Source organism: Psychromonas aquimarina ATCC BAA-1526 (genome assembly GCF_000428725.1).
Lineage (GTDB): Bacteria > Pseudomonadota > Gammaproteobacteria > Enterobacterales > Psychromonadaceae > Psychromonas > Psychromonas aquimarina.
The window spans coordinates 14300-34601 of the sequence record NZ_AUAM01000032.1 but is presented as its reverse complement, the minus strand read 5'-3'; the positions used below and the strand labels follow the sequence as shown (position 1 = coordinate 34601).

The 20302-nt window shown below is 44.1% G+C and carries 11 protein-coding genes; all 11 read left to right on the top strand.

All coding sequences use genetic code 11. The annotated features are described in order from the left end of the window. The first annotated feature begins 43 nt into the window (after window positions 1-43). The 11 genes from G337_RS0112935 (at window position 44) to G337_RS0112885 (ending at window position 20196) form a co-directional block, all read left to right on the top strand. Complete coding sequence (locus tag G337_RS0112935; RefSeq protein WP_028864265.1) at window positions 44-1456, top strand: phosphoglucomutase/phosphomannomutase family protein; 1413 nt, start codon at window positions 44-46, stop codon at window positions 1454-1456. A 398-nt stretch (window positions 1457-1854) separates the two neighbouring features. Next, window positions 1855-3879, top strand: a complete 2025-nt coding sequence (locus G337_RS26220) for a TonB-dependent receptor plug domain-containing protein (protein ID WP_051303243.1) — start codon at window positions 1855-1857, stop codon at window positions 3877-3879. A 19-nt stretch (window positions 3880-3898) separates the two neighbouring features. Continuing rightward, a complete protein-coding gene (locus tag G337_RS0112925) occupies window positions 3899-4450 on the top strand; it encodes a YfiR family protein (RefSeq protein ID WP_028864264.1) in 552 nt (183 codons plus the stop codon). A 5-nt stretch (window positions 4451-4455) separates the two neighbouring features. Then, window positions 4456-6855, top strand: a complete 2400-nt coding sequence (locus G337_RS26215) for an ATP-binding protein (protein ID WP_051303241.1) — start codon at window positions 4456-4458, stop codon at window positions 6853-6855. Window positions 6856-6872: 17 nt separating this feature from the next. Beyond that, entirely contained in the window at window positions 6873-9092 is a 2220-nt protein-coding gene (locus tag G337_RS26210; protein WP_084605371.1) for a two-component system response regulator, read from the top strand. A gap of 375 nt (window positions 9093-9467) precedes the next feature. Then, window positions 9468-10217, top strand: coding sequence for a pyruvate dehydrogenase complex transcriptional repressor PdhR (gene pdhR / locus G337_RS0112910; RefSeq protein ID WP_028864263.1), 750 nt, complete (start codon window positions 9468-9470; stop codon window positions 10215-10217). Between the two features lie 151 nt (window positions 10218-10368). Further along, complete coding sequence (gene aceE, locus G337_RS0112905) at window positions 10369-13032, top strand: pyruvate dehydrogenase (acetyl-transferring), homodimeric type (RefSeq protein ID WP_028864262.1); 2664 nt, start codon at window positions 10369-10371, stop codon at window positions 13030-13032. 68 nt (window positions 13033-13100) lie between these two features. Beyond that, window positions 13101-14714 (top strand): pyruvate dehydrogenase complex dihydrolipoyllysine-residue acetyltransferase, encoded by a 1614-nt coding sequence (aceF, locus tag G337_RS26205; RefSeq protein WP_051303234.1) that lies wholly within the window; start codon window positions 13101-13103, stop codon window positions 14712-14714. A gap of 115 nt (window positions 14715-14829) precedes the next feature. Beyond that, window positions 14830-16257 (top strand): dihydrolipoyl dehydrogenase, encoded by a 1428-nt coding sequence (lpdA, locus tag G337_RS0112895; RefSeq protein WP_028864261.1) that lies wholly within the window; start codon window positions 14830-14832, stop codon window positions 16255-16257. Between the two features lie 245 nt (window positions 16258-16502). Further along, window positions 16503-19100 carry a bifunctional aconitate hydratase 2/2-methylisocitrate dehydratase gene (gene acnB / locus G337_RS0112890; protein ID WP_028864260.1) on the top strand — a complete coding sequence of 866 codons (2598 nt, stop codon included), beginning with the start codon at window positions 16503-16505 and terminating at the stop codon, window positions 19098-19100. 262 nt (window positions 19101-19362) lie between these two features. Continuing rightward, window positions 19363-20196: a winged helix-turn-helix domain-containing protein gene (locus G337_RS0112885; protein WP_037027445.1), complete on the top strand. Its 834-nt coding sequence runs from the start codon at window positions 19363-19365 to the stop codon at window positions 20194-20196. Window positions 20197-20302: the final 106 nt, after the last annotated feature.

Here is a 20302-nt window from a genome sequence, read left to right as displayed (position 1 = left end):
TTCTGCTAAAGAATCAGCACACAGAAAATAGATGGAGATAAATATGGTTAAGTTCGGCACGGGCGGCTGGCGCGCGATTATTGGTGATGAATTCACTAGAGCAAATGTCTGCTTAGTGGCACAGGCGCTGGCAAATATTATGATGATTGAAGATGTCGTTAATAAAGGTTTTGTGATTGGTTATGACCGTCGCTTTCTTTCCGACAAGGCTTCGAAATGGTTTGCGGAAGTGTTAGCGGGTAACGGTATTAAGGTAAGTTTTATTGATAAATTCGTGCCTACTCCGATTGTTATGCACAAAGCTAAAACAATGGGCACGATTTATTCGGCATGTATTACCGCATCGCATAACCCTTCTGATTACAACGGTATCAAGGTGTTTATTGAAGGCGGGCGCGATGCCGATGAAATCATTACCGAAAAAATTGAAGCACAAATTGAGGGAATAAATTCTGCTGATATTAAAGTGCTTGATTTTGATAAAGCAGTAGAAGACGGCATGATTGTTGTTATAAATCCGATGAATGAGTTTGTTGATTCGGTGCTGGATCTGCTTGATGTGCAGGCGATTAAACAGGCTAATTTACGGGTTTTAATTGATCCTATGTTTGGTGTGGCTAAAAATGCACTGCAGACGGTATTAATCACCGGACGTTGTGATGTTGATGTTATTAATGACGGTGAAAACCCGGCCTTCGGCGGGCTGATGCCGTCGCCAAGCGCCGCTACCTTATATCAGCTTAAGCACCTGGTTGTTGCAAAAGGTTATGATATCGGTGTAGGAACAGACGGTGATGCGGATCGTATCGGTATTATTGATGAAAAGGGTAACTTTGTTCATCCCAATGAAGTATTGATTCTGCTTTATTACTATCTGATTAAATACAAAAAACAGAGCGGTTCGGTGGTGCGTAATATCGCTACAACCCATATTCTCGATAAAATAGCGGCTGATCACGGTCAGAAATCCTTTGAAGTACCCGTTGGTTTTAAACATATCAGTTCACAAATGGAAGCGGATGATTCATTAATCGGCGGCGAGAGCTCCGGCGGTTTAACAATTCGCGGTCATATCAAGGGTAAAGACAGTGTTTTTGCCGCCAGTCTGCTGGTGGAAATGATTGCAGTAACCGGTAAAAAGATCTCTGAACTGCTTGCGGAAATCTATGATGTTTACGGATATTCCTATACTGCAGAAGGCGACTGTACTTTTAAAGCTGAGCAGAAAGAGGTTATTTACAATAAAGTGTATGTTGAAAAGCAGCTGCCTGAATTTCAATATGAAATTGAAAGAGTCAGTTATGCGGACGGTCTTAAAGTTTACTTTAAAAACGGCGGCTGGGTGATTGCCCGTTTCTCCGGGACCGAACCGTTACTGCGGATTTTCTCGGAAATGCAGAGCCAGACTATTGCCGAGGGTATTGTTAATCAGGTGAAGTCTTTCTTAGCACTTTAATCACTGTCCCGCATAGGGCTAGAATTGAGAGAACAGTACCCGCAAACCTCAGCTTAATTATTAAGCTGAGGTTTAACTGTTTCTATGTATATGTTTTTTTGTTGCTGTTTTTACTGCTGATAGAAGAGCAAAGAAGGAAATTTTTTAGGTAATCATCCAGTTTATTTCAACTTTTCTCTACAAAAACAGGCCTGCAGCTGCTACTTTAAATACTATAACTTGATCATGAGTTGATGCGTTGCGGCTTTTAAGATCTTCATCATCTGCTAACAGCGCTTAGTTATAATTCAACAGTTCTAATCCGCTGTAATAGCCGCAGGCAATACCGACTGCAGTTAGTTAACAGCCCTAGGTTAATATCAGCAGATAAGATTCCATAGCAAAAGGATTTGATATAGATGAGAAATATCAACTATCTAACTGCACTGCTTAGTTTATTTTCCTGCCTGGTGCTGGCAGACAATGAAACAAGTGATCTGGCGGATCTTGATTTTGATGAATTAATGCAGATTGAGATCACCTCCGTTAGTAAAAAAAGTGAAAAACTCTCCGAGGCGGCCGCCGCTGTTTATGTAGTGACTGAACATGAGATCCGCCGTTCCGGTGCGACCTCTATTCCTGAAGCGTTAAAGTTAGTACCCGGGGTTGATGTTGCACAGATTGATCCTAACAAGTGGGCCGTTAGTATTCGTGGTTTTAACGGTCGTCTGGCTAATAAACTCCTGGTACTGGTTGACGGGCGCAGTGTTTATACCCCGACCTATTCTGGTGTTTACTGGGAATACCTTGATTACCTGATGGCTGATATTGAACGCATTGAGGTGATCCGCGGCCCGGGGGCTACTCTTTGGGGCATGAATGCGGTTAATGGTGTTATCAATATTATTACCAAAGAAGCTGCTGATACCCAGGGCGGCCGTTTATCACTTGCTGCCGGTAATGAGCTGCGGGGGATGGCTGAAATACGTCAGGGTTTTGAACCAGCTGAAAATGCGCAAATGCGTGTTTATGCTAAAGGGCGCAGTCTGGATGAGTCGCTGGATCTGTCTGAAACGGATCAGGATAACGGCGGTGACTACCTGCAGACCGGAATGCGCCTTGATATACAGCATAAAGAAGATCAGTGGCTGACTTTTCAAGGAGATCTTTATCGCGATGATTTAAGACAGCAGCATACTGTACCAGGCTTTGAATCTCCCTATACGAACCGGGTGGTTAATGGTGATATCGACGCGCTGGGCGGTAACTTAGGTATCAGCTGGGGGCAGCTGCGGGGCCTGGATTCAGAGCTCAGTGTAAAGTTTAACTATGATTTCTATGATCATCAGGACCTTAAGTACAGTGAGCGCCGCGATACTGTGAATTTTGAGCTGCAGCATCAGTTTGTTCCTTTTAACGATCATGAACTGGTCTGGGGAGCAGGTTACCGCTGGAGCCGTAGTGATGCGGCTTCCTCATCGATAATTTCTATTGCAGATCCTGTGGAGCACAGTGATATATGGAATGCTTTTATTCAGGATACCATTCGTTTTCCTGAGCAGAAACTCTCCCTGACTTTAGGTACCAAGCTGGAAAGAAGCAGCTACAGCGGCACCGAGCTGCAGCCTAATATACGCTTGAGCTGGGTGCCTGATCAACAGCTTACTGTGTGGGGGGCGGTTTCACGCGCGGTGCGCACTCCCTCTCGAGGAGAGAGTGAATTTATTCTCAATGTCGGCTCTGCGCCTCCTTTTACATTGGATCCTAGTGATCCGCTGCCGACTATGCTGCAGATTGTCGGCAATAAAGGTTTTCAGTCCGAGTGGCTGGACGCTTATGAACTAGGTATCCGCTGGCAGCCGCAGCCTGTTGTTGCAGTGGATCTGGCCGCTTTTTATAATAATTATTCAGATCTGCGCAGTTATAATATGGGCAGTGCATCCACGCAGGTTATCAAGGGGGAGACATTTTTAGTGATTCCGCTGGAGCTGGATAATAATATTCACGGCTACAGTCAGGGCCTTGAACTGTTAACTACCTGGCAGGCGGCACCCGGCAGCCGTTTTCGTCTGGTGTACAGCATTATAGATATCAATCTGCAGGATGATGCACCCAGTGCGTCTGCTGTTAATCCTATCTCTACAGTAGCCGGCAGAACATCTGAGCAGCTGGCCTCTTTATGGGGCAGTTTTGATTTAAGCAGCAGTCTCGAACTGGATCTGCGCCTTTATTATGCCGGAGAGCGTTCCTGGCCGGACAGTACCGTCAGCAGTTATATTGACGGTGATCTGCGCCTTGCCTGGCGCCCGCTGTCATCACTTGAATTATCTGTCAGCGGTCGTAATCTGCTGGACTCTGCCAAGCAGGAGTTTATTGCTGAACCCTGGTCTGTGCCGTCAATGATTGAACGCAGCGTTTTTCTTCAAGGTGTATTGACCTGGTGAGTTATCTTAGGAGGTGTTAATGCTCAGAGGTGGTGCTTTGCGTTTACGGCTTGCTTTTTTCTGTCTTCTGATAACGGCCGCTGAAGTGAATTCAGCGCCGGCTGTGCATGCCTTAGAAACGTTAAAGGCCGCATATATGTATAATATGGCCAAATTTACCCGCTGGCCGGCTTCGACCTGGGACAGCCCCGACGGGGTCTTTCAGTTTTGTGTGTATGGTTCAGGGCGGGTGGCTGACGAGCTGCAGACACTGCATAATAAAAAGATTGCCGGTCATTCAGTTGTTGTGCAGAAACCGCTGAATGAGGCTGATTTCAGACAATGCCATGCGCTGTATATCGACCCCTCTGAACATCGACGTTACCGTTATATTCTTTCATTAATCAATCGTAGTGCGGTATTAACTATCAGTGATGACACGCGTTTTTTACGTCATGGCGGGTTAATAAATTTAGTTGAAAAAGATCAGCGTCTGCGCTTTGAAGTGAATATGCGCCGACTCTCGCAGACGGAGCTTAAATTAAGTTCTAAACTGCTTAAAATTGCGATCTTAGTTGATAAACCGAGGTAATGTTAATGATCAGACTCAGCCGTTTTTCATTACGAAGTCAGTTAACCTCAATCGGGTTGTTTTCCGGGACTCTGGTTGCTTTAATTATTGTGCTGCTGATCGGAATGATGCAGTACCACTACAGCTATACTGATGCCGAAAATCAACTTAAAGCACTGGCCAGGTTAATGGCCTCACAGAGTACCGCCTCTCTGACTTTTCAGGATAAAGAAGCGGCAGAAGAGAGTCTGGCTAGTCTCGAGGCAAAACCTGAAATTGTACTGGCTAGGATTTATGACAGCGATAACCTGTTAATGGCTGAATATATCAAAACCTCTTTTGATCCTGAAGCGAATAAAAAACTGCTGCAGATGGATTTAAACACTCTGCACAGCAGCGGACCTGATGATGTTATCTACCATATTGAGGTGATCCGCTTAGAGGATAAAGTCCTCGGACATGTCATTCTTATTAACGATCAAAGTCAGCTGCGCGCCCGTTTATGGCGGCAGGCATTTTTTGCTCCTTTTATTATTATACTTGGAACTTTACTGGCTTTTATACTTGCGGCTCGTATGCAGCTCCTTATTTCTCAGCCTTTACTGCAGATGACCGAGGTGATGCAGCAGGTTTCAGCGCAGAAAAATTATCATATTCGTATTCCCGGGCAGCGTAATGATGAAATTGGTTCGCTGATCCGCGGTTTTAATATGATGTTAGAGCAGGTTGAGACTCGTGACCGGGTACTGGCTGAACACCGCGATACTTTAGAAGAGAAAGTAACACTGCGGACTCAGGAGTTATTATTAGCCAAAGAGAATGCCGAAGCCGCCAGTAAAGCAAAAAGTGAATTTTTAGCAACCATGAGTCATGAAATTCGTACACCTATGAACGGTGTGCTGGGCATGACTGAACTGCTGCTCAGCAGTCCGCTGGATCAGCAGCAGAAACGTTTTACTGAAATTGTTTATCAGTCAGGGAAAGATCTGCTCGATATTATCAATGATATTTTAGACTTTTCTAAAATTGAAGCGGGGAAAATGGAGCTGGAATCGATTGAGTTTAATCTGCGTGAGCTTATTGAAGGATCCGCTCTTTTGTATACTGAAGGCGCATCTCAAAAAGGCATAGAGCTGATGCTTTCTATCCCTGCTGATTTTCACTGTACCTATCTTGGTGATCCGATACGGCTCAGGCAGGTGCTTAGTAATCTGCTTAGCAACGCTGTTAAATTTACCGATCACGGACAAGTGAGGCTGCGTGTTGCTGAGCTGGAAACGGGGGGACTGCAGTTTGAAGTTGAAGATACAGGGATCGGTATTAAAGAAAACAAAATTGAACATATTTTCAGATCATTTTCTCAAGCAGATAGTTCAACTACCAGGAAATATGGAGGTACGGGGTTAGGTTTGGCGATTACCCGTAACCTGGTGGAGATAATGGGGGGAGAGCTAAAGGTAAAATCAGAAACTGCTAAAGGCAGCTGTTTTGTTTTTACGCTGCCGCTGCCGTCTGTGCCGGATGCCGCTTCAGCTGCCTATGAGGACTTATCTGTGCAGGAGACTGCTGCTGAAAGCGCTTATGAATCCTTAGCAGACTTTCGTTTTGATCACCCTTACCGCCTGCTGCTGGCTGAGGATAATAAAGTCAATCAGGAGGTCGCGGTCGTAATGCTGCAGGCCTTCGGCCTGCAGGTTGATCTGGCTGATAATGGACAGGCTGCTGTTGAAGCACTGCAGCGGCAGTCCTATGATCTTATTTTGATGGATATGCAGATGCCGCAGATGGACGGGCTGGAAGCGGCTGCAAAAATCCGGAAAATGGAGTTAAGCGGCGCACTTTCTTCTGAACTGCCGATTATTGCATTAACGGCTAATGCCATGGACGGAGACAGGGAGTATTACCTGCGGGCCGGAATGAATGATTATCTGAGTAAGCCGTTTTCTGCTGCAGAGCTTTTTGAAGTTTTAACGCCGTGGCTGAGTACAGCTGGGCAGTTAAAATTAAATAAGATAGAAAGAACCTCTGAGCGGCAGAGTTTAGAGGGCTCGAAAAATATAGATAAAGATGTTTCACATTCAGATCCATGTGTGGATCCTAAAGCTCTGCAGAATATTGCCGCGCTTAGTCCTGAGGCGCCGCAGGAATTAACTGTTAAAGTTACGGAGCTGTTTCTAGATACGCTGGAAAAAAGTTTAAAAGAGCTGGCTGAAAAACCTCAACAGGTCGCAAGTCTGCGCTTATTAGCCCATACTCTAAAATCCAGCAGTGCTAATGTCGGGGCGCATCATCTGTCGAATTTGTGCCGTCAGTTAGAAAAGGCTGCTGTAACGGAAATGCTTGCGGTGATACCGGGGCTGATCAGCGAGATTGAAAAGGAATCCTATATAGTAAAACGTTATTTTCGTGAAAAAACGATGTGTTAACATAATATTGAGGCCCTATGAATAGAAAGTCGATCTTGGTGGTGGATGATGATGAAATGACCCGGCTGCTGATCCGCCGGTCATTATCAGATAATCTGTATAATATTATTGAAGCAGAAAATGGCTCTCAGGGACTGTCTTTGTTTAATGAACAGTTACCGGATATCGTGCTCTTAGATGTACAGCTGCCGGAATTAAACGGGTTTGAGGTGTGTAGAAGGATCAGAGAGTCGCTTCACGGAAAAGATGTACCTGTAGTCATGATCACCGGGACAGATGACACAGAATCAATTGATAGAGCTTATCGTTTAGGTGCGACAGATTTTATTGTTAAACCGATTAACTGGTCGTTAATTGAACATCATGTTCGTTATATTCTGCGTGCCAGTTATTATCTGGAATCTTTAAAGAAAAGTGAAAAGCGCCTGGAGCATGCTCAGCATATTGCCCGGTTAGGGCATTGGGAACTGGATGGAACGGAAGGATGCCTGCTTTTATCCCGGCAGATAGCTGAAATGTGTTCTTTACCCGGTACCTTGTTCGGGCATGGCCTGGATTATCTGATTGCTCTGATGCATCCGGAGGATCGATTATTTGCAAGGAATATATTTCTTAAGGCATTCACTAGCGGAGAGGCATTCAATCTTGATGTAAGATTAAAGCTTTCTAATAAGAGCCTAATATATGTACAGCTTCAGGGGCGGCGCCTGGAAAGCCGTAATAGTGTCAGCCCCGTTCTTTCCGGGGTAATACAAGATGTTACTGAACTTAAGAGATCGCAGCATCGGCTGATCCATATTGCCCACCATGACGCCCTCACCGATCTGCCTAATCGTATTTTGTTTCATCAGCAGCTGGAGCGGGCGATGGAGCGCGCTAAACGGCGAAGACGTAAAGTGGCGCTGTTATTTATTGATCTGGATCGTTTTAAGAATATTAATGATTCATTAGGGCATGAAATAGGTGACTGCCTGCTGCGTGAAGTGGCCGCCAGATTTCGCCGTGAAATTCGCAATTACGATATGGTGGCCCGGCTCGGTGGTGATGAGTTTGCCATTATCCTGGATGCAGTTGAAAATGTGCAGGAAGCGCTGTGTTTTATTCGCCGTATTGTTGCTCTGTTTGAACTGCCTTTTTACTTGAAAAATAAGATGCTTTATGTCGAAGCTAGTATCGGCATCAGTCTTTATCCGGATAACGGGGACAGCGGCGAGGAGCTGCTGCGCAATGCCGACATGGCTATGTATCAGGCCAAACGTGCTGAGCTGCATCACTTTTCATTTTATTCTGCAGATCTTACCGAGAGTACTATCAGACGCTGGTCATTAGAAAACGGCCTGCGTAAGGCATTAGAAGATAAAGACTTTTATCTTTTATATCAGCCCAAAGTAGAGCCCGGAAGCGGTCATATGACAGGTGTTGAGGCTTTGATCCGCTGGGATAGAGGTGATAAGCCGGCAATACTGCCCAGTGAGTTCATTCCTGTTGCAGAAGAAACCGGCCTGCTTATTCCGCTAGGCAGATGGGTGATTCAGCAGGCGGTCAGTCAGCTGCGCGTCTGGCAGCAGACCCAGTGTGCAGAGCTGACTATTGCGGTTAATGTCTCCGGCAGGCAGCTGTACAGTGATGAGTTCACCGATTATCTCTGCGCCGTACTCGATAAAGAGGGGGTTAGCGCTGCGCTTCTGGAAATAGAGATCACCGAAGATCATCTTGTGCCGAATAAACGGGACGGTGACTGTCAGGAAACATTAAGAAAATTATCTGAACTGGGTATTAAAATGTCTATTGATGATTTCGGTACGGGTTACTCCTCTTTATCACAGTTGAAAAACCTGCCTATTTCCACATTAAAAATTGATAAGTCATTTGTAGATCATATTCCAGAGGATGCGCAGGATGTTGCCATCGTTAAATCTATTCTTAGTCTGGCAAAAAACCTCGGGTTAGAGGTTGTAGCTGAAGGGGTAGAAAATGCACAGCAGCTTGCCTGCCTACATGGTTACGGCTGTGATCTGATTCAGGGGTATTTTTATTCCAAACCTGTCCCGGTAGAGCAGATAGCACTGCTGCTTGAGTCTGGCGAGCGTAAATGGTTAAAGCCTTGTACTGAAACCGATAGTGCAGAAGACTCAACCAGACTTGATAGAACTAACTATATTAAGCCCTTAGCGGAGAGTCAGGAAGAGAGCGGGCAAAAAAGTGTAATATCTGAATCTATAGGAAAATTAAATTAAAGCCCGAGAGCAAGGTTCTGTTTATCTGCACTGTATAAAGACTGATACTCTCATAACCTGATTATCACTCCTTTTGCTGTTTACTGCTTAACTACATTGCCTTTACCCCATCTGTTTTTATGTAATTAACTTCGTTTGTTAACCTCCTCAAAAATACCGGCTTAGTCACATTTCATTAACATTCTTTTAAATTGGTCATACCTTTTAAATATTTAAGTATAAGATGACGGCAAATAAAATCTATCGCTCACTTATTTGTTGATATAGATCAATAAATGCTGGACACCCGTTAAATTAATTGTTAATTTTTATGTTGAAAAGTAAATTGGTAATACCATTTGTTACTTGGCTGAATTTCTGTTTATTAAGGGCATCATGTCTTACGCAAAAATCAAACAACCTAAACTTGCTGATGTGATCGAAAACCGTCTTGAAAGCATGATTTTAGAAGGCACCTTAGAGTTAGGTGAAAAACTGCCGCCGGAGCGGGAGCTGGCTAAACAGTTTGATGTCTCTCGACCTTCCCTGCGGGAGGCTATTCAGCGTTTAGAATCAAAGGGTTTACTGACCCGTCGTCAGGGCGGCGGTACTTATGTTAAAGAAGAGCTGCGTGAGCAGTTAACAGCTCCCCTGTTTGAATTATTAAATACACATCCTGAATCTCAATATGACCTGCTTGAATTTCGTCATGCTCTGGAAGGTGTATCGGCGTATTACGCAGCGCTGCGCGGCAGTGCTGAAGATTTAAACGCCATAAAAAACAGTTTTACTGCTATTGAAAAAGCCCGACAGGGCGGTGATTTAGAACTGGAAATTCATAATGTTGCACTGTTTTATCAGTCTGTTATCGAAGCATCGCATAATGTGGTGTTTGTACATTTGGCTCGAGGTATTAAACCTCTGCTGGAAAAAAATATTTCCGACAATGTAAAGCAGTTGTATTTATATCCGGAAGTTGCGGCAAAGATTCAGCAGCATCGTCAGCAGCTGCTTGAAGCGATCCTTTCTAAACAGCCGAGAAAAGCCCAGGAAGCGTCGGCAAAACATCTGATTTATATCGAAGAAACACGTCTGGTTATGTTACGTGAAGAGAGTTCATTTAAGCGCGAATTAGGGCGTTTTTAGCTTTTAAAAAAATAACTGCAACGCGTAGCTATTTAGATTACTTATTGCCGGGGCGGCATAAACCACAGGTAGTGGGTCAATCTAAATAGTTATGAAATTTAACGCTCAGCTTAACGGCTGAGATTACCTAGTGCTATATAAGGAAAGTGTCATGACTGACATCTTAAACAGTGATATTGATTCGCAGGAAACTTCTGAGTGGCTTGAAGCGCTTGAAGCGATAATTGAAGAAGAGGGCACAGATCGTGCTCATTTTTTACTTGAGAAATTAATTGACAAAACACGCCGCAGCGGCGGCCATTTGCCGTTTAACTCAACAACGGCTTACATCAATACTATTACTCCGGGTCAGGAACCTCACTTCCCTGGTGATCTGCCATTAGAGCAGCGTATCCGTTCGATTATCCGCTGGAATGCACTGGTTACAGTATTACGGGCTTCTAAGAAAGATTTAGAACTGGGTGGTCATATCTCAAGTTTCGCATCTTCTGCGACTGTTTATGATGTTGCATTTAACCATTTCTTCCGTGGTCCAAGTGATGTTGACGGCGGTGATTTAGTTTACTTCCAGGGGCACATTGCACCGGGTATCTACTCACGTTCGTTCCTTGAAGGGCGTATTAGTGAAGAGCAGTTAAATAACTTCCGTCAGGAGGTTGACGGTAAAGGCATCCCTTCATACCCGCATCCTAAATTATTACCTGAATACTGGCAGTTCCCGACAGTATCTATGGGCCTGGGTCCAATCTCTGCGCTTTATCAGGCACGCTTCCTTAAGTACTTAACGGATCGTGGTATTAAGGACTGTTCACAGCAGAAAGTTTATGCATATCTGGGTGACGGTGAGATTGATGAGCCGGAAGCGTTAGGTGCGATCGGTATGGCATCCCGTGAAAAACTGGATAACTTAGTCTTTGTTGTTAACTGTAACCTGCAGCGTCTTGACGGCCCTGTTCGCGGTAACGGTAAAATCATCCAGGAACTTGAAGGTACATTCCGCGGCGCCGGCTGGGAGGTTATTAAAGTTGTCTGGGGGCGTTACTGGGATGCACTGTTAGCACAGGATACAACAGGTAAACTGCTGCAGCTGATGGAAGAAACTGTTGATGGTGATTACCAGAACTTTAAAGCGAAAGGCGGTGCCTACACGCGTAAGCATTTCTTTGGTAAATACCCTGAAACAGCCGCTATGGTTGCGAACATGTCAGATGATGACATTTACCGTTTAAACCGCGGCGGTCATGATCCGTTTAAAGTTTATGCAGCTTACAAAAAAGCGGCTGAAACTAAAGGCCGTCCAAGCGTACTTCTTGTTAAAACTGTTAAAGGTTACGGCATGGGTGACGCGGGTGAAGGTAAAAACATCGCCCACGGTGTTAAGAAAATGCCGTTAGATTCAATTAAACATTACCGCGACCGTTTTAATATTCCGGTAAAAGATGAAGATCTTGAGTCTCTGCCTTATTACCATCCGGGACCTGAGTCTGAAGAAGTTAAGTATATGACTGCTCGTCGTGAAGCGTTAGGCGGTTTTCTGCCGAAACGTCGTATGCAGACGACTGTTGAGTTAGAAATTCCAAAACTAAACCTTTTTAAAGCATTACTAGCGGGTTCAAACGGCCGTGAAATTTCAACAACCATGGCTTTTGTTCGTGTATTAACTGCACTGCTTAAAGATAAAGCAATTGGTAAACATATCGTACCTATCATCCCTGATGAAGCACGTACATTCGGTATGGAAGGTCTGTTCCGTCAAGTGGGTATCTACTCGCGTGAAGGTCAGAAATACACGCCGCAGGACAGGGAGCAGGTTGCTTACTACCGTGAAGATACTAAAGGTCAGGTTTTGCAGGAAGGTATCAATGAGCTGGGTGCTATGTGTGACTGGGTTGCTGCAGCAACGTCATACAGTACTAATGATATGCCGATGATTCCTTTCTACATCTACTACTCAATGTTTGGTTTCCAGCGTGTAGGTGATATGGCCTGGGCTGCCGGTGACCAGCGTGCACGTGGTTTCATGATCGGCGGAACTGCCGGTCGTACAACACTGAACGGTGAAGGTCTGCAGCATGAAGACGGCCACAGTCACATTCAGGCGGGTGTTATTCCTAACTGTATTACTTATGATCCTACTTACGGTTATGAAGTAGCAGTTATCGTGCAGGACGGTATGAAACGTATGTATGATGATCAGGAAGATATCTTCTACTACCTGACTGTTATGAATGAAAACTACGTGCAGCCGGAAATGCCGGAAGGTGTTGAAGAAGGGATCCGTAAAGGTATCTACAAACTGGACGAAGTTAAAGGGTCTGGAAAAGCAAAAGTACAGCTGCTTAGCTCGGGTACTATTATGCTTGAAGTACGTAAAGCAGCGCAGATTCTTAGCGATGATTACGGTATTGATTCAACGGTATTCAGTGCAACTTCATTCAATGAATTAGCACGTGACGGCCAGGCTGTTGATCGTATCAATATGCTTAACCCGGAAGCGAAAGAGGTAAAAGCCTACATCACAGAGCAGCTTGAAGAGAATGTATTAACGGTTGCGTGTACGGATTATATGAAGTCATACGCTGAACAGGTACGTGCTTATGTACCGGGTGCATTCCGTGTATTAGGTACTGACGGTTTCGGGCGCAGTGACAGCCGTGAAAACTTACGTCGTCACTTTGAAGTTAATGCAGGTTATGTTGTTGTTGCAACACTGCATGAACTGGCTAAATCAGGTGAAGTTGAGCGTTCTGTGGTAACACAAGCAATTGCTAAATTTGATATCGATGTGAACAAAATCAACCCGTTATTAGCGTAAATAAAACAAAGTATTAGCCATGTCCTTGAACATGGCTTAACTGTTTTTATTGATTAGGAAAAATTATTATGTCTGAATTAAAAGAATTTTTACTGCCTGATATTGGCGCTGATGCAGCTGATATCACTGAGATTTTAGTTTCTGTTGGTGATACTATCGCCCTGGATCAGGATATCCTGTCGGTTGAAGGTGATAAAGCGGCAATGGATGTACCGTCATCTGTTGCCGGTGTTGTTAAAGAGATCAAAGTAAACGTTGGTGACAGCATTTCTGAAGGCAATGTTGTACTGATTGTTGAAGCAGGCGGCGAAAGCTCAGCTGATGCTCCTGCTGCAGAAGCGGCTGTCGCCGTTGAAGTTAAAGCTGAAGCACCGGCCGCGGCTGCATCGGTTAGTGAATTAAAAGAAGTCAGCGTACCGGATATCGGCGGTGATGAAGTTGAAGTAACAGAAGTATTAGTCTCTGTTGGTGACAGCATCGAAGCTGAGCAGGATATTCTCAGCGTTGAAGGTGATAAAGCTTCAATGGACGTACCGGCTCCGTTTGCGGGTATTGTTAAAGAAGTTAAAGTTGCTGCCGGTGATAAAGTATCTGAAGGCACATTAATCTTAATCGTTGAAACTGTAAGTGAAGGTTCAGCGCCGGCACCTGCTGCTCCGGTTGAAGCACCAAAAGCGGCACCTGCCGCCGCACCGGCTCCAGTGAAAGCACCGCCTGTATCGCACCATCCTGCATCAAACGAACAGACAAAAGGCGGTGCAATTCATGCTTCTCCTTCTGTGCGCCGTTTATCTCGTGAGTTTGGTGTTGATTTGTTAAAAGTAACAGGTACCGGTCGTAAGAAACGTATCTTAAAAGAAGACGTTCAGGCATTTGTTAAATACGAATTATCTCGTCCTAAAGCAACGGCATCTACGGTAACCGGCGGCGGCAACGGTCTGCAGGTAATCGCTTCACCTGCAGTTGATTTCTCTAAATTTGGTGAAATCGAAGTTAAGCCGCTATCACGCATTCAGAAAATATCCGGTCCGACTCTGCACCGTAACTGGGTAACTATTCCGCATGTTACACAGTTTGATGAAGCAGATATCACGGATTTAGAAGCATTCCGTAAAGAGCAGAATGCGCTTGCAGCCAAGCAGGATTTAGGTGTTAAAATCAGCCCGCTGGTATTTATGATGAAAGCTGTTGCTAAAGCACTGCAGCAGTACCCTAACTTTAACTCTTCATTATCTGAAGACGGTGAAAGTTTAATTCTGAAAAAATACTTTAATATCGGTATTGCGGTAGATACACCAAACGGCCTTGTTGTTCCGGTTGTTAAAGACGTATTAAACAAAGGCATTTATGATATCTGTCGTGAAATCGGTGAAATATCTAAGAAAGCCCGTGCAGGTAAATTAACAACTAAAGATATGCAGGGCGGAAGCATGACGATTTCCAGCCTTGGCGGTATCGGCGGCACGCAGTTTACACCTATCGTAAATGCACCGGAAGTTGCAATTTTAGGTGTTTCTAAATCAGCAATGAAACCATTATGGAATGGTAAAGAGTTCGAACCACGCTTAATGGTTCCTCTGGCTCTTTCATACGATCATCGTGTGATTGATGGTGCTGACGGTGCGCGTTTCATCACCGCAGTGAATAACTACCTATCTGATTTACGTACACTAATTTTATAATAATGTTAACAGGTCGGCATTTGTCGACCTTTTATTTTGCATTTATTTAACAATTAAATAGACTCGAAAAACTTCAATCGTTTTTCTAGCGTAAACGCTAATAATAGAGGTCAAAATGAGTAAAGAAATTAAAGCACAAGTTGTGGTATTAGGCTCTGGCCCTGCTGGTTACTCAGCAGCATTCCGTGCAGCTGATCTAGGTTTGGAAACAGTATTAATCGAAAAGTACAGCACACTTGGCGGTGTTTGTTTAAATGTCGGCTGTATCCCGTCAAAAGCACTGCTGCATGTTTCAAAGGTGATTGAAGAAGCCAAAGCACTTTCTGAACACGGCGTATTATTCGGTGAGCCTTCAACCGACGTTGATAAAATCCGTATCTGGAAAGACAAAGTTGTTTCGCAGCTGACCGGCGGCCTGAAAGGCATGGCTAAAATGCGTAAAGTGACTGTGGTAAACGGTTTCGGTAAATTTACCGGCGCTAATACCATTGTTGTGCAGGGCGAAGATGAAAAAACCACGGTAAACTTTGATAATGCCATTATCGCTGCCGGTTCTCGTCCGGTTAAACTGCCGTTTATTCCTCATGATGATCACCGCGTATGGGATTCAACTGATGCACTAGAGCTGCGCTGCGTACCGAAACGTCTGCTTATTTTAGGCGGCGGTATTATCGGTCTGGAAATGGGGACTGTATATAAATCTCTTGGTTCAGATGTTGATGTTGTTGAGTTTGCAGACCAGCTGGTGCCGGCTGCCGATAAAGATATCGTGCAGATTTACACTAAAAAAGTGAAGAACAAATTCAACATCATGCTGGAAACAAAAGTGACCGCTGTTGATGCTAGAGAAGATGCACTTTATGTTTCATTTGAAGGTAAAAATGCGCCTGCAGAAGAAAAAGCTTACGATGCAGTATTAGTTGCAGTCGGCCGAGTACCAAACGGTCTTTCTCTGGATGCCGAAAAAGCGGGCATTACTGTGACTGAGCGCGGCTTTATTGAAGTTGATAAGCAGATGCATACTAACGTTGAACATATTCATGCAATCGGCGATATCGTTGGTCAGCCTATGCTTGCGCATAAAGGTGTGCATGAAGGGCATGTTGCCGCTGAAGTTATTTCCGGTAAAAAACATTACTTTGATCCGAAAACGATTCCTTCAATTGCTTACACTGAACCAGAAATGGCCTGGGTTGGTTTAACTGAAAAAGAAGCAAAAGAACAGGGCATTAATTATGAGAAAGCTGTGTTCCCCTGGGCCGCTTCTGGTCGTGCAATCGCTTCAGACTGCTCAGACGGTTTAACTAAGCTTATCTTTGATAAAGAAACAGACCGCGTAATCGGTGGTGCTGTAGTTGGTTCAAATGCAGGTGAATTATTAGGTGAAATCGGTCTGGCGATCGAAATGGGCTGTGATGCGGAAGATATTGCATTAACAATCCATGCGCATCCGACACTGCATGAGTCTGTGGGTCTGGCCGCTGAAATTTATGAAGGTTCAATTACTGACCTGCCTAATGCCAAAGCGGTAAAACGTAAGTAGTATAAGGTTTAACAGCTATTATCAGGCAGCTCATTGAGCTGCTTTTTTTTTATCTGAAATTGAGTGCATAGCTTGTTTATTGCTGCGCAGACGGTGTTAACATTTTTGTAACTTAATAAAGGGGCTGACGGGGCATGCGTTTTATTTGTGCAGATGATGCGATATACTTTGCGCCAAATAACAGTAAAGTAAAATAACGATTCCAATAAAAGCGAAGAATTTCGCTAAAACAAGAGGTTACTATTGTGCTAGAAGCTTATCGTAAACATGTCGCTGAACGTGCCGAACAGGGCATTGTTCCACAACCTTTGAATGCAGAGCAGACTGCCGCACTCGTTGAACTGTTGAAAAATCCACCATTAGGTGAAGAAGTCTTCCTGATTGATCTCTTAGAAAACCGTATTCCTCCCGGTGTTGATGAAGCCGCTTACGTAAAAGCCGGTTTTTTATCTGCAGTTGCATCCGGTGAGGTAGTCTCACCAATCGTTCATCCAGAGCATGCCGTTAAGTTGTTAGGCACCATGCAGGGCGGTTATAATATCGAAGCTTTGATAACCCAGCTTGATAATGAAACGCTTGCACCGCTGGCCGTTACTGCACTGTCGCACACCCTGTTAATGTTTGATTCTTTTTATGATGTTGAAGAAAAAGCTAAAGCAGGTAATGTTTTTGCACAGCAGATTATTCAGTCATGGGCTGATGCGCAGTGGTTTACTGAAAAACCAGCCGTAGCCGAAAAAATAACTATGACGGTGTTTAAAGTAACAGGCGAAACTAATACCGATGACCTGTCACCGGCTCCTGATGCCTGGTCCCGTCCTGATATTCCGCTGCACGCACTGGCAATGTTGAAAATTTCTCGTGACGGGATTAACGCAGACCAGGAAGGTGTTGTTGGTCCGGTTAAGCAGCTTGAAGCATTAAAAGCACAGGGACATCCTTTAGTTTATGTTGGTGATGTTGTTGGTACTGGTTCATCGCGTAAGTCAGCAACCAACTCTGTTTTATGGTTTATGGGTAATGATATCCCGTTTGTACCAAATAAACGTGCCGGCGGTGTCTGTATCGGTAACAAAATCGCACCTATTTTCTTTAATACTATGGAAGATTCCGGTGCACTGCCGATCGAAATGGATGTCAGCTCGTTAAATACGGGGGACGTTATTGATATCTATCCGCATCACGGCGTGGTAAAAAACAATGCCACGGGTGAGGTAGTTTCTGAGTTTGTATTAAAAACAAATATTATTCTTGATGAAGTACGTGCCGGCGGCCGTATTCCATTAATTATCGGCCGCGGTTTGACTGAGCGGGCACGTAAATCTCTAGGGCTTGAAGCTTCTAGTGTATTTGAGCAGCCTGTTGAAACAGAGGTCTCAACAAAAGGTTATACGCTGGCGCAGAAAATGGTCGGTAAAGCATGCGCTACGGACGGGGTTCGTGCAGGTCAGTACTGTGAGCCTAAAATGACTACTGTTGGTTCACAGGACACTACGGGTCCAATGACGCGTGACGAACTTAAAGATTTAGCCTGCCTAGGTTTCTCTGCTGATCTGGTTATGCAGTCTTTCTGTCATACGGGGGCTTATCCTAAACCTATTGATGTGATCACGCATCACACGCTGCCGGACTTTATAATGAACCGCGGCGGTGTTTCACTGCGCCCTGGTGACGGTGTCATCCACTCCTGGTTAAACCGCATGCTGATGCCTGATACAGTGGGTACCGGCGGTGATTCTCATACGCGTTTCCCTATTGGTATCTCTTTCCCTGCTGGTTCTGGTTTAGTGGCATTTGCAGCCGCTACCGGGGTTATGCCTCTGGATATGCCGGAATCGGTACTGGTTCGCTTTAAAGGTGAAATCCAGCCGGGCATTACACTGCGTGATCTGGTTAATGCTATTCCGCACCAGGCAATAAAAGACGGTCATCTAACCGTTGAGAAAGCGGGTAAGATTAATGTTTTCTCCGGTCGAGTACTGGAGATAGAAGGGCTTTCAACACTAAAAGTTGAGCAGGCTTTTGAACTTTCAGATTCATCTGCAGAGCGCAGTGCTGCCGGCTGTTCTATTAAGCTGGATAAAGAACCGATTATTGAATACTTAAACTCTAATATCGTTATGCTTAAATGGATGATCGCGGAAGGGTACGGTGATGTTCGTACTATTACCCGCCGTATTGAAGAGATGGAAGCCTGGCTTGCTGATCCGCAGCTGATGGAAGCAGATAAAGATGCTGAATATGCTGCGGTTATTGACATAAACTTAAATGATATAAAAGAGCCGATCGTCGCATGTCCGAATGATCCCGACGATGTAAAACTGTTGTCAGAAGTTGCAGGACAGCAGATAGATGAAGTATTTATCGGCTCGTGTATGACAAATATCGGCCACTTCCGAGCTGCGGGTAATTTACTTGAAAAATACAAAGGTCAACTCCCTACTCGCTTGTGGGTAGCTCCGCCGACTAAAATGGATGCGGCGCAGCTTTCTGACGAAGGTTATTACAGCATTTTTGGTAAAGTTGGTGCGCGTACCGAAATGCCGGGCTGTTCTTTATGTATGGGTAACCAGGCACGTGTAGGTGATAATACAACGGTCGTTTCTACTTCTACTCGTAATTTCCCGAACCGCTTAGGCAACAGTGCTAATGTATATTTAAGCTCTGCTGAATTAGCCGCTGTGGCCGCCATTGAAGGTAAATTACCATCAGTAGACGAATACATGAAATATGCAAAATCGTTAGATGCAGTTGCTGCTGAAACTTACAGGTATCTTAATTTTGATCAAATTAAGAGTTATACTGATAAAGCAGAGACAATTATTTCAATAAAAGAGGGATAATTCTTTATCTTCTTAAATTGATTGTAAGTCTTTCAATTAAAACCCTATTCTTATTTTAGAATGGGGTTTTTTTGTGTGAAGGTAGTTAATAAATTTAGTTTGTAAAGCAAAAAAGTGTGACAGAAACATTAACAAATGCAATTTAGTTTGTTTTTTCACCAAATTTTGATAAAATTATTAATGATGATAAAAAACAGAGGCTGTCTAAACAGCCCGCAATAATAAATTACTATTAACGTAAATCTATAGAATGGGTACTATTATGTTAGAGAAAAGTTTAGTCGTGGGTGAATACCACATAGATACAAGTCAAAACAGCTTAATCCACGGAAGCCGTAAGGTTTACCTGGGTCCTTTACGTACATCACTATTACATTTCCTATGTAAAAATGTTAACACGGTTGTAACTCGTGAAGATCTTGCTCAACATGTGTGGGGCCGCTTAGTTACTGACCATACTATTAACCAGCATATTTCTCAGCTGCGTAAAAGCATCGGTACGCTGAGTCTGCATGGTTTAAATATTTCTACAATTCCTAAACGTGGTTACATTGCGCGCATGGAAGGTGTTGGAATTTCTGAAAATCAAGTATCACCAATGGTACAGTCTGAAGTTTCTGCGAATGCTATTAACTGTATGAAGGTTTTAGTGGTTGAAGGTCTGGCTGCTGAACGTATTGAGTTAATTGAGCAGCTTGAAAGCTTAGAAGTTGCTTATGTTGAAGGCGTAGCAACAACTATTGAAGCAGAACGTTCTGTGGCACTGCAGGACTTTGATCTGGTTATTGTTGATACTTTACTTGAAAATAGTGCTGGTGTTGAACTGATCAAACGTATCCGTACGGGTCAGACCTCTGCGTCAGCTGATATCAGCATCTTAAGCTCACACTTTGATGTGCAGCGCGAGCTGCTTGGTCTGAACAGTCTATTAGACGTTCAGGGATTATTACTGAAACCATTTGAAGCTAACCGTCTAAAACAGATGTTAATGGTTGCCAACAAATCAAATGTTGTTTTAAAACCTCAAGCTGCTTATGAACTTGTACCAACGGACGTATTAGAAGTTCTTGCACAGGCAAAAGCTGTTAACGAATAAAGTTTTATTTATTCTGTAAAAAAGGCTCTAGCGGAAACGTTAGAGCCTTTTTTGTTGAAGGGCTGTTTATTATACTTAGCGCCTTGATTGAGAAAGTTTTAGACTC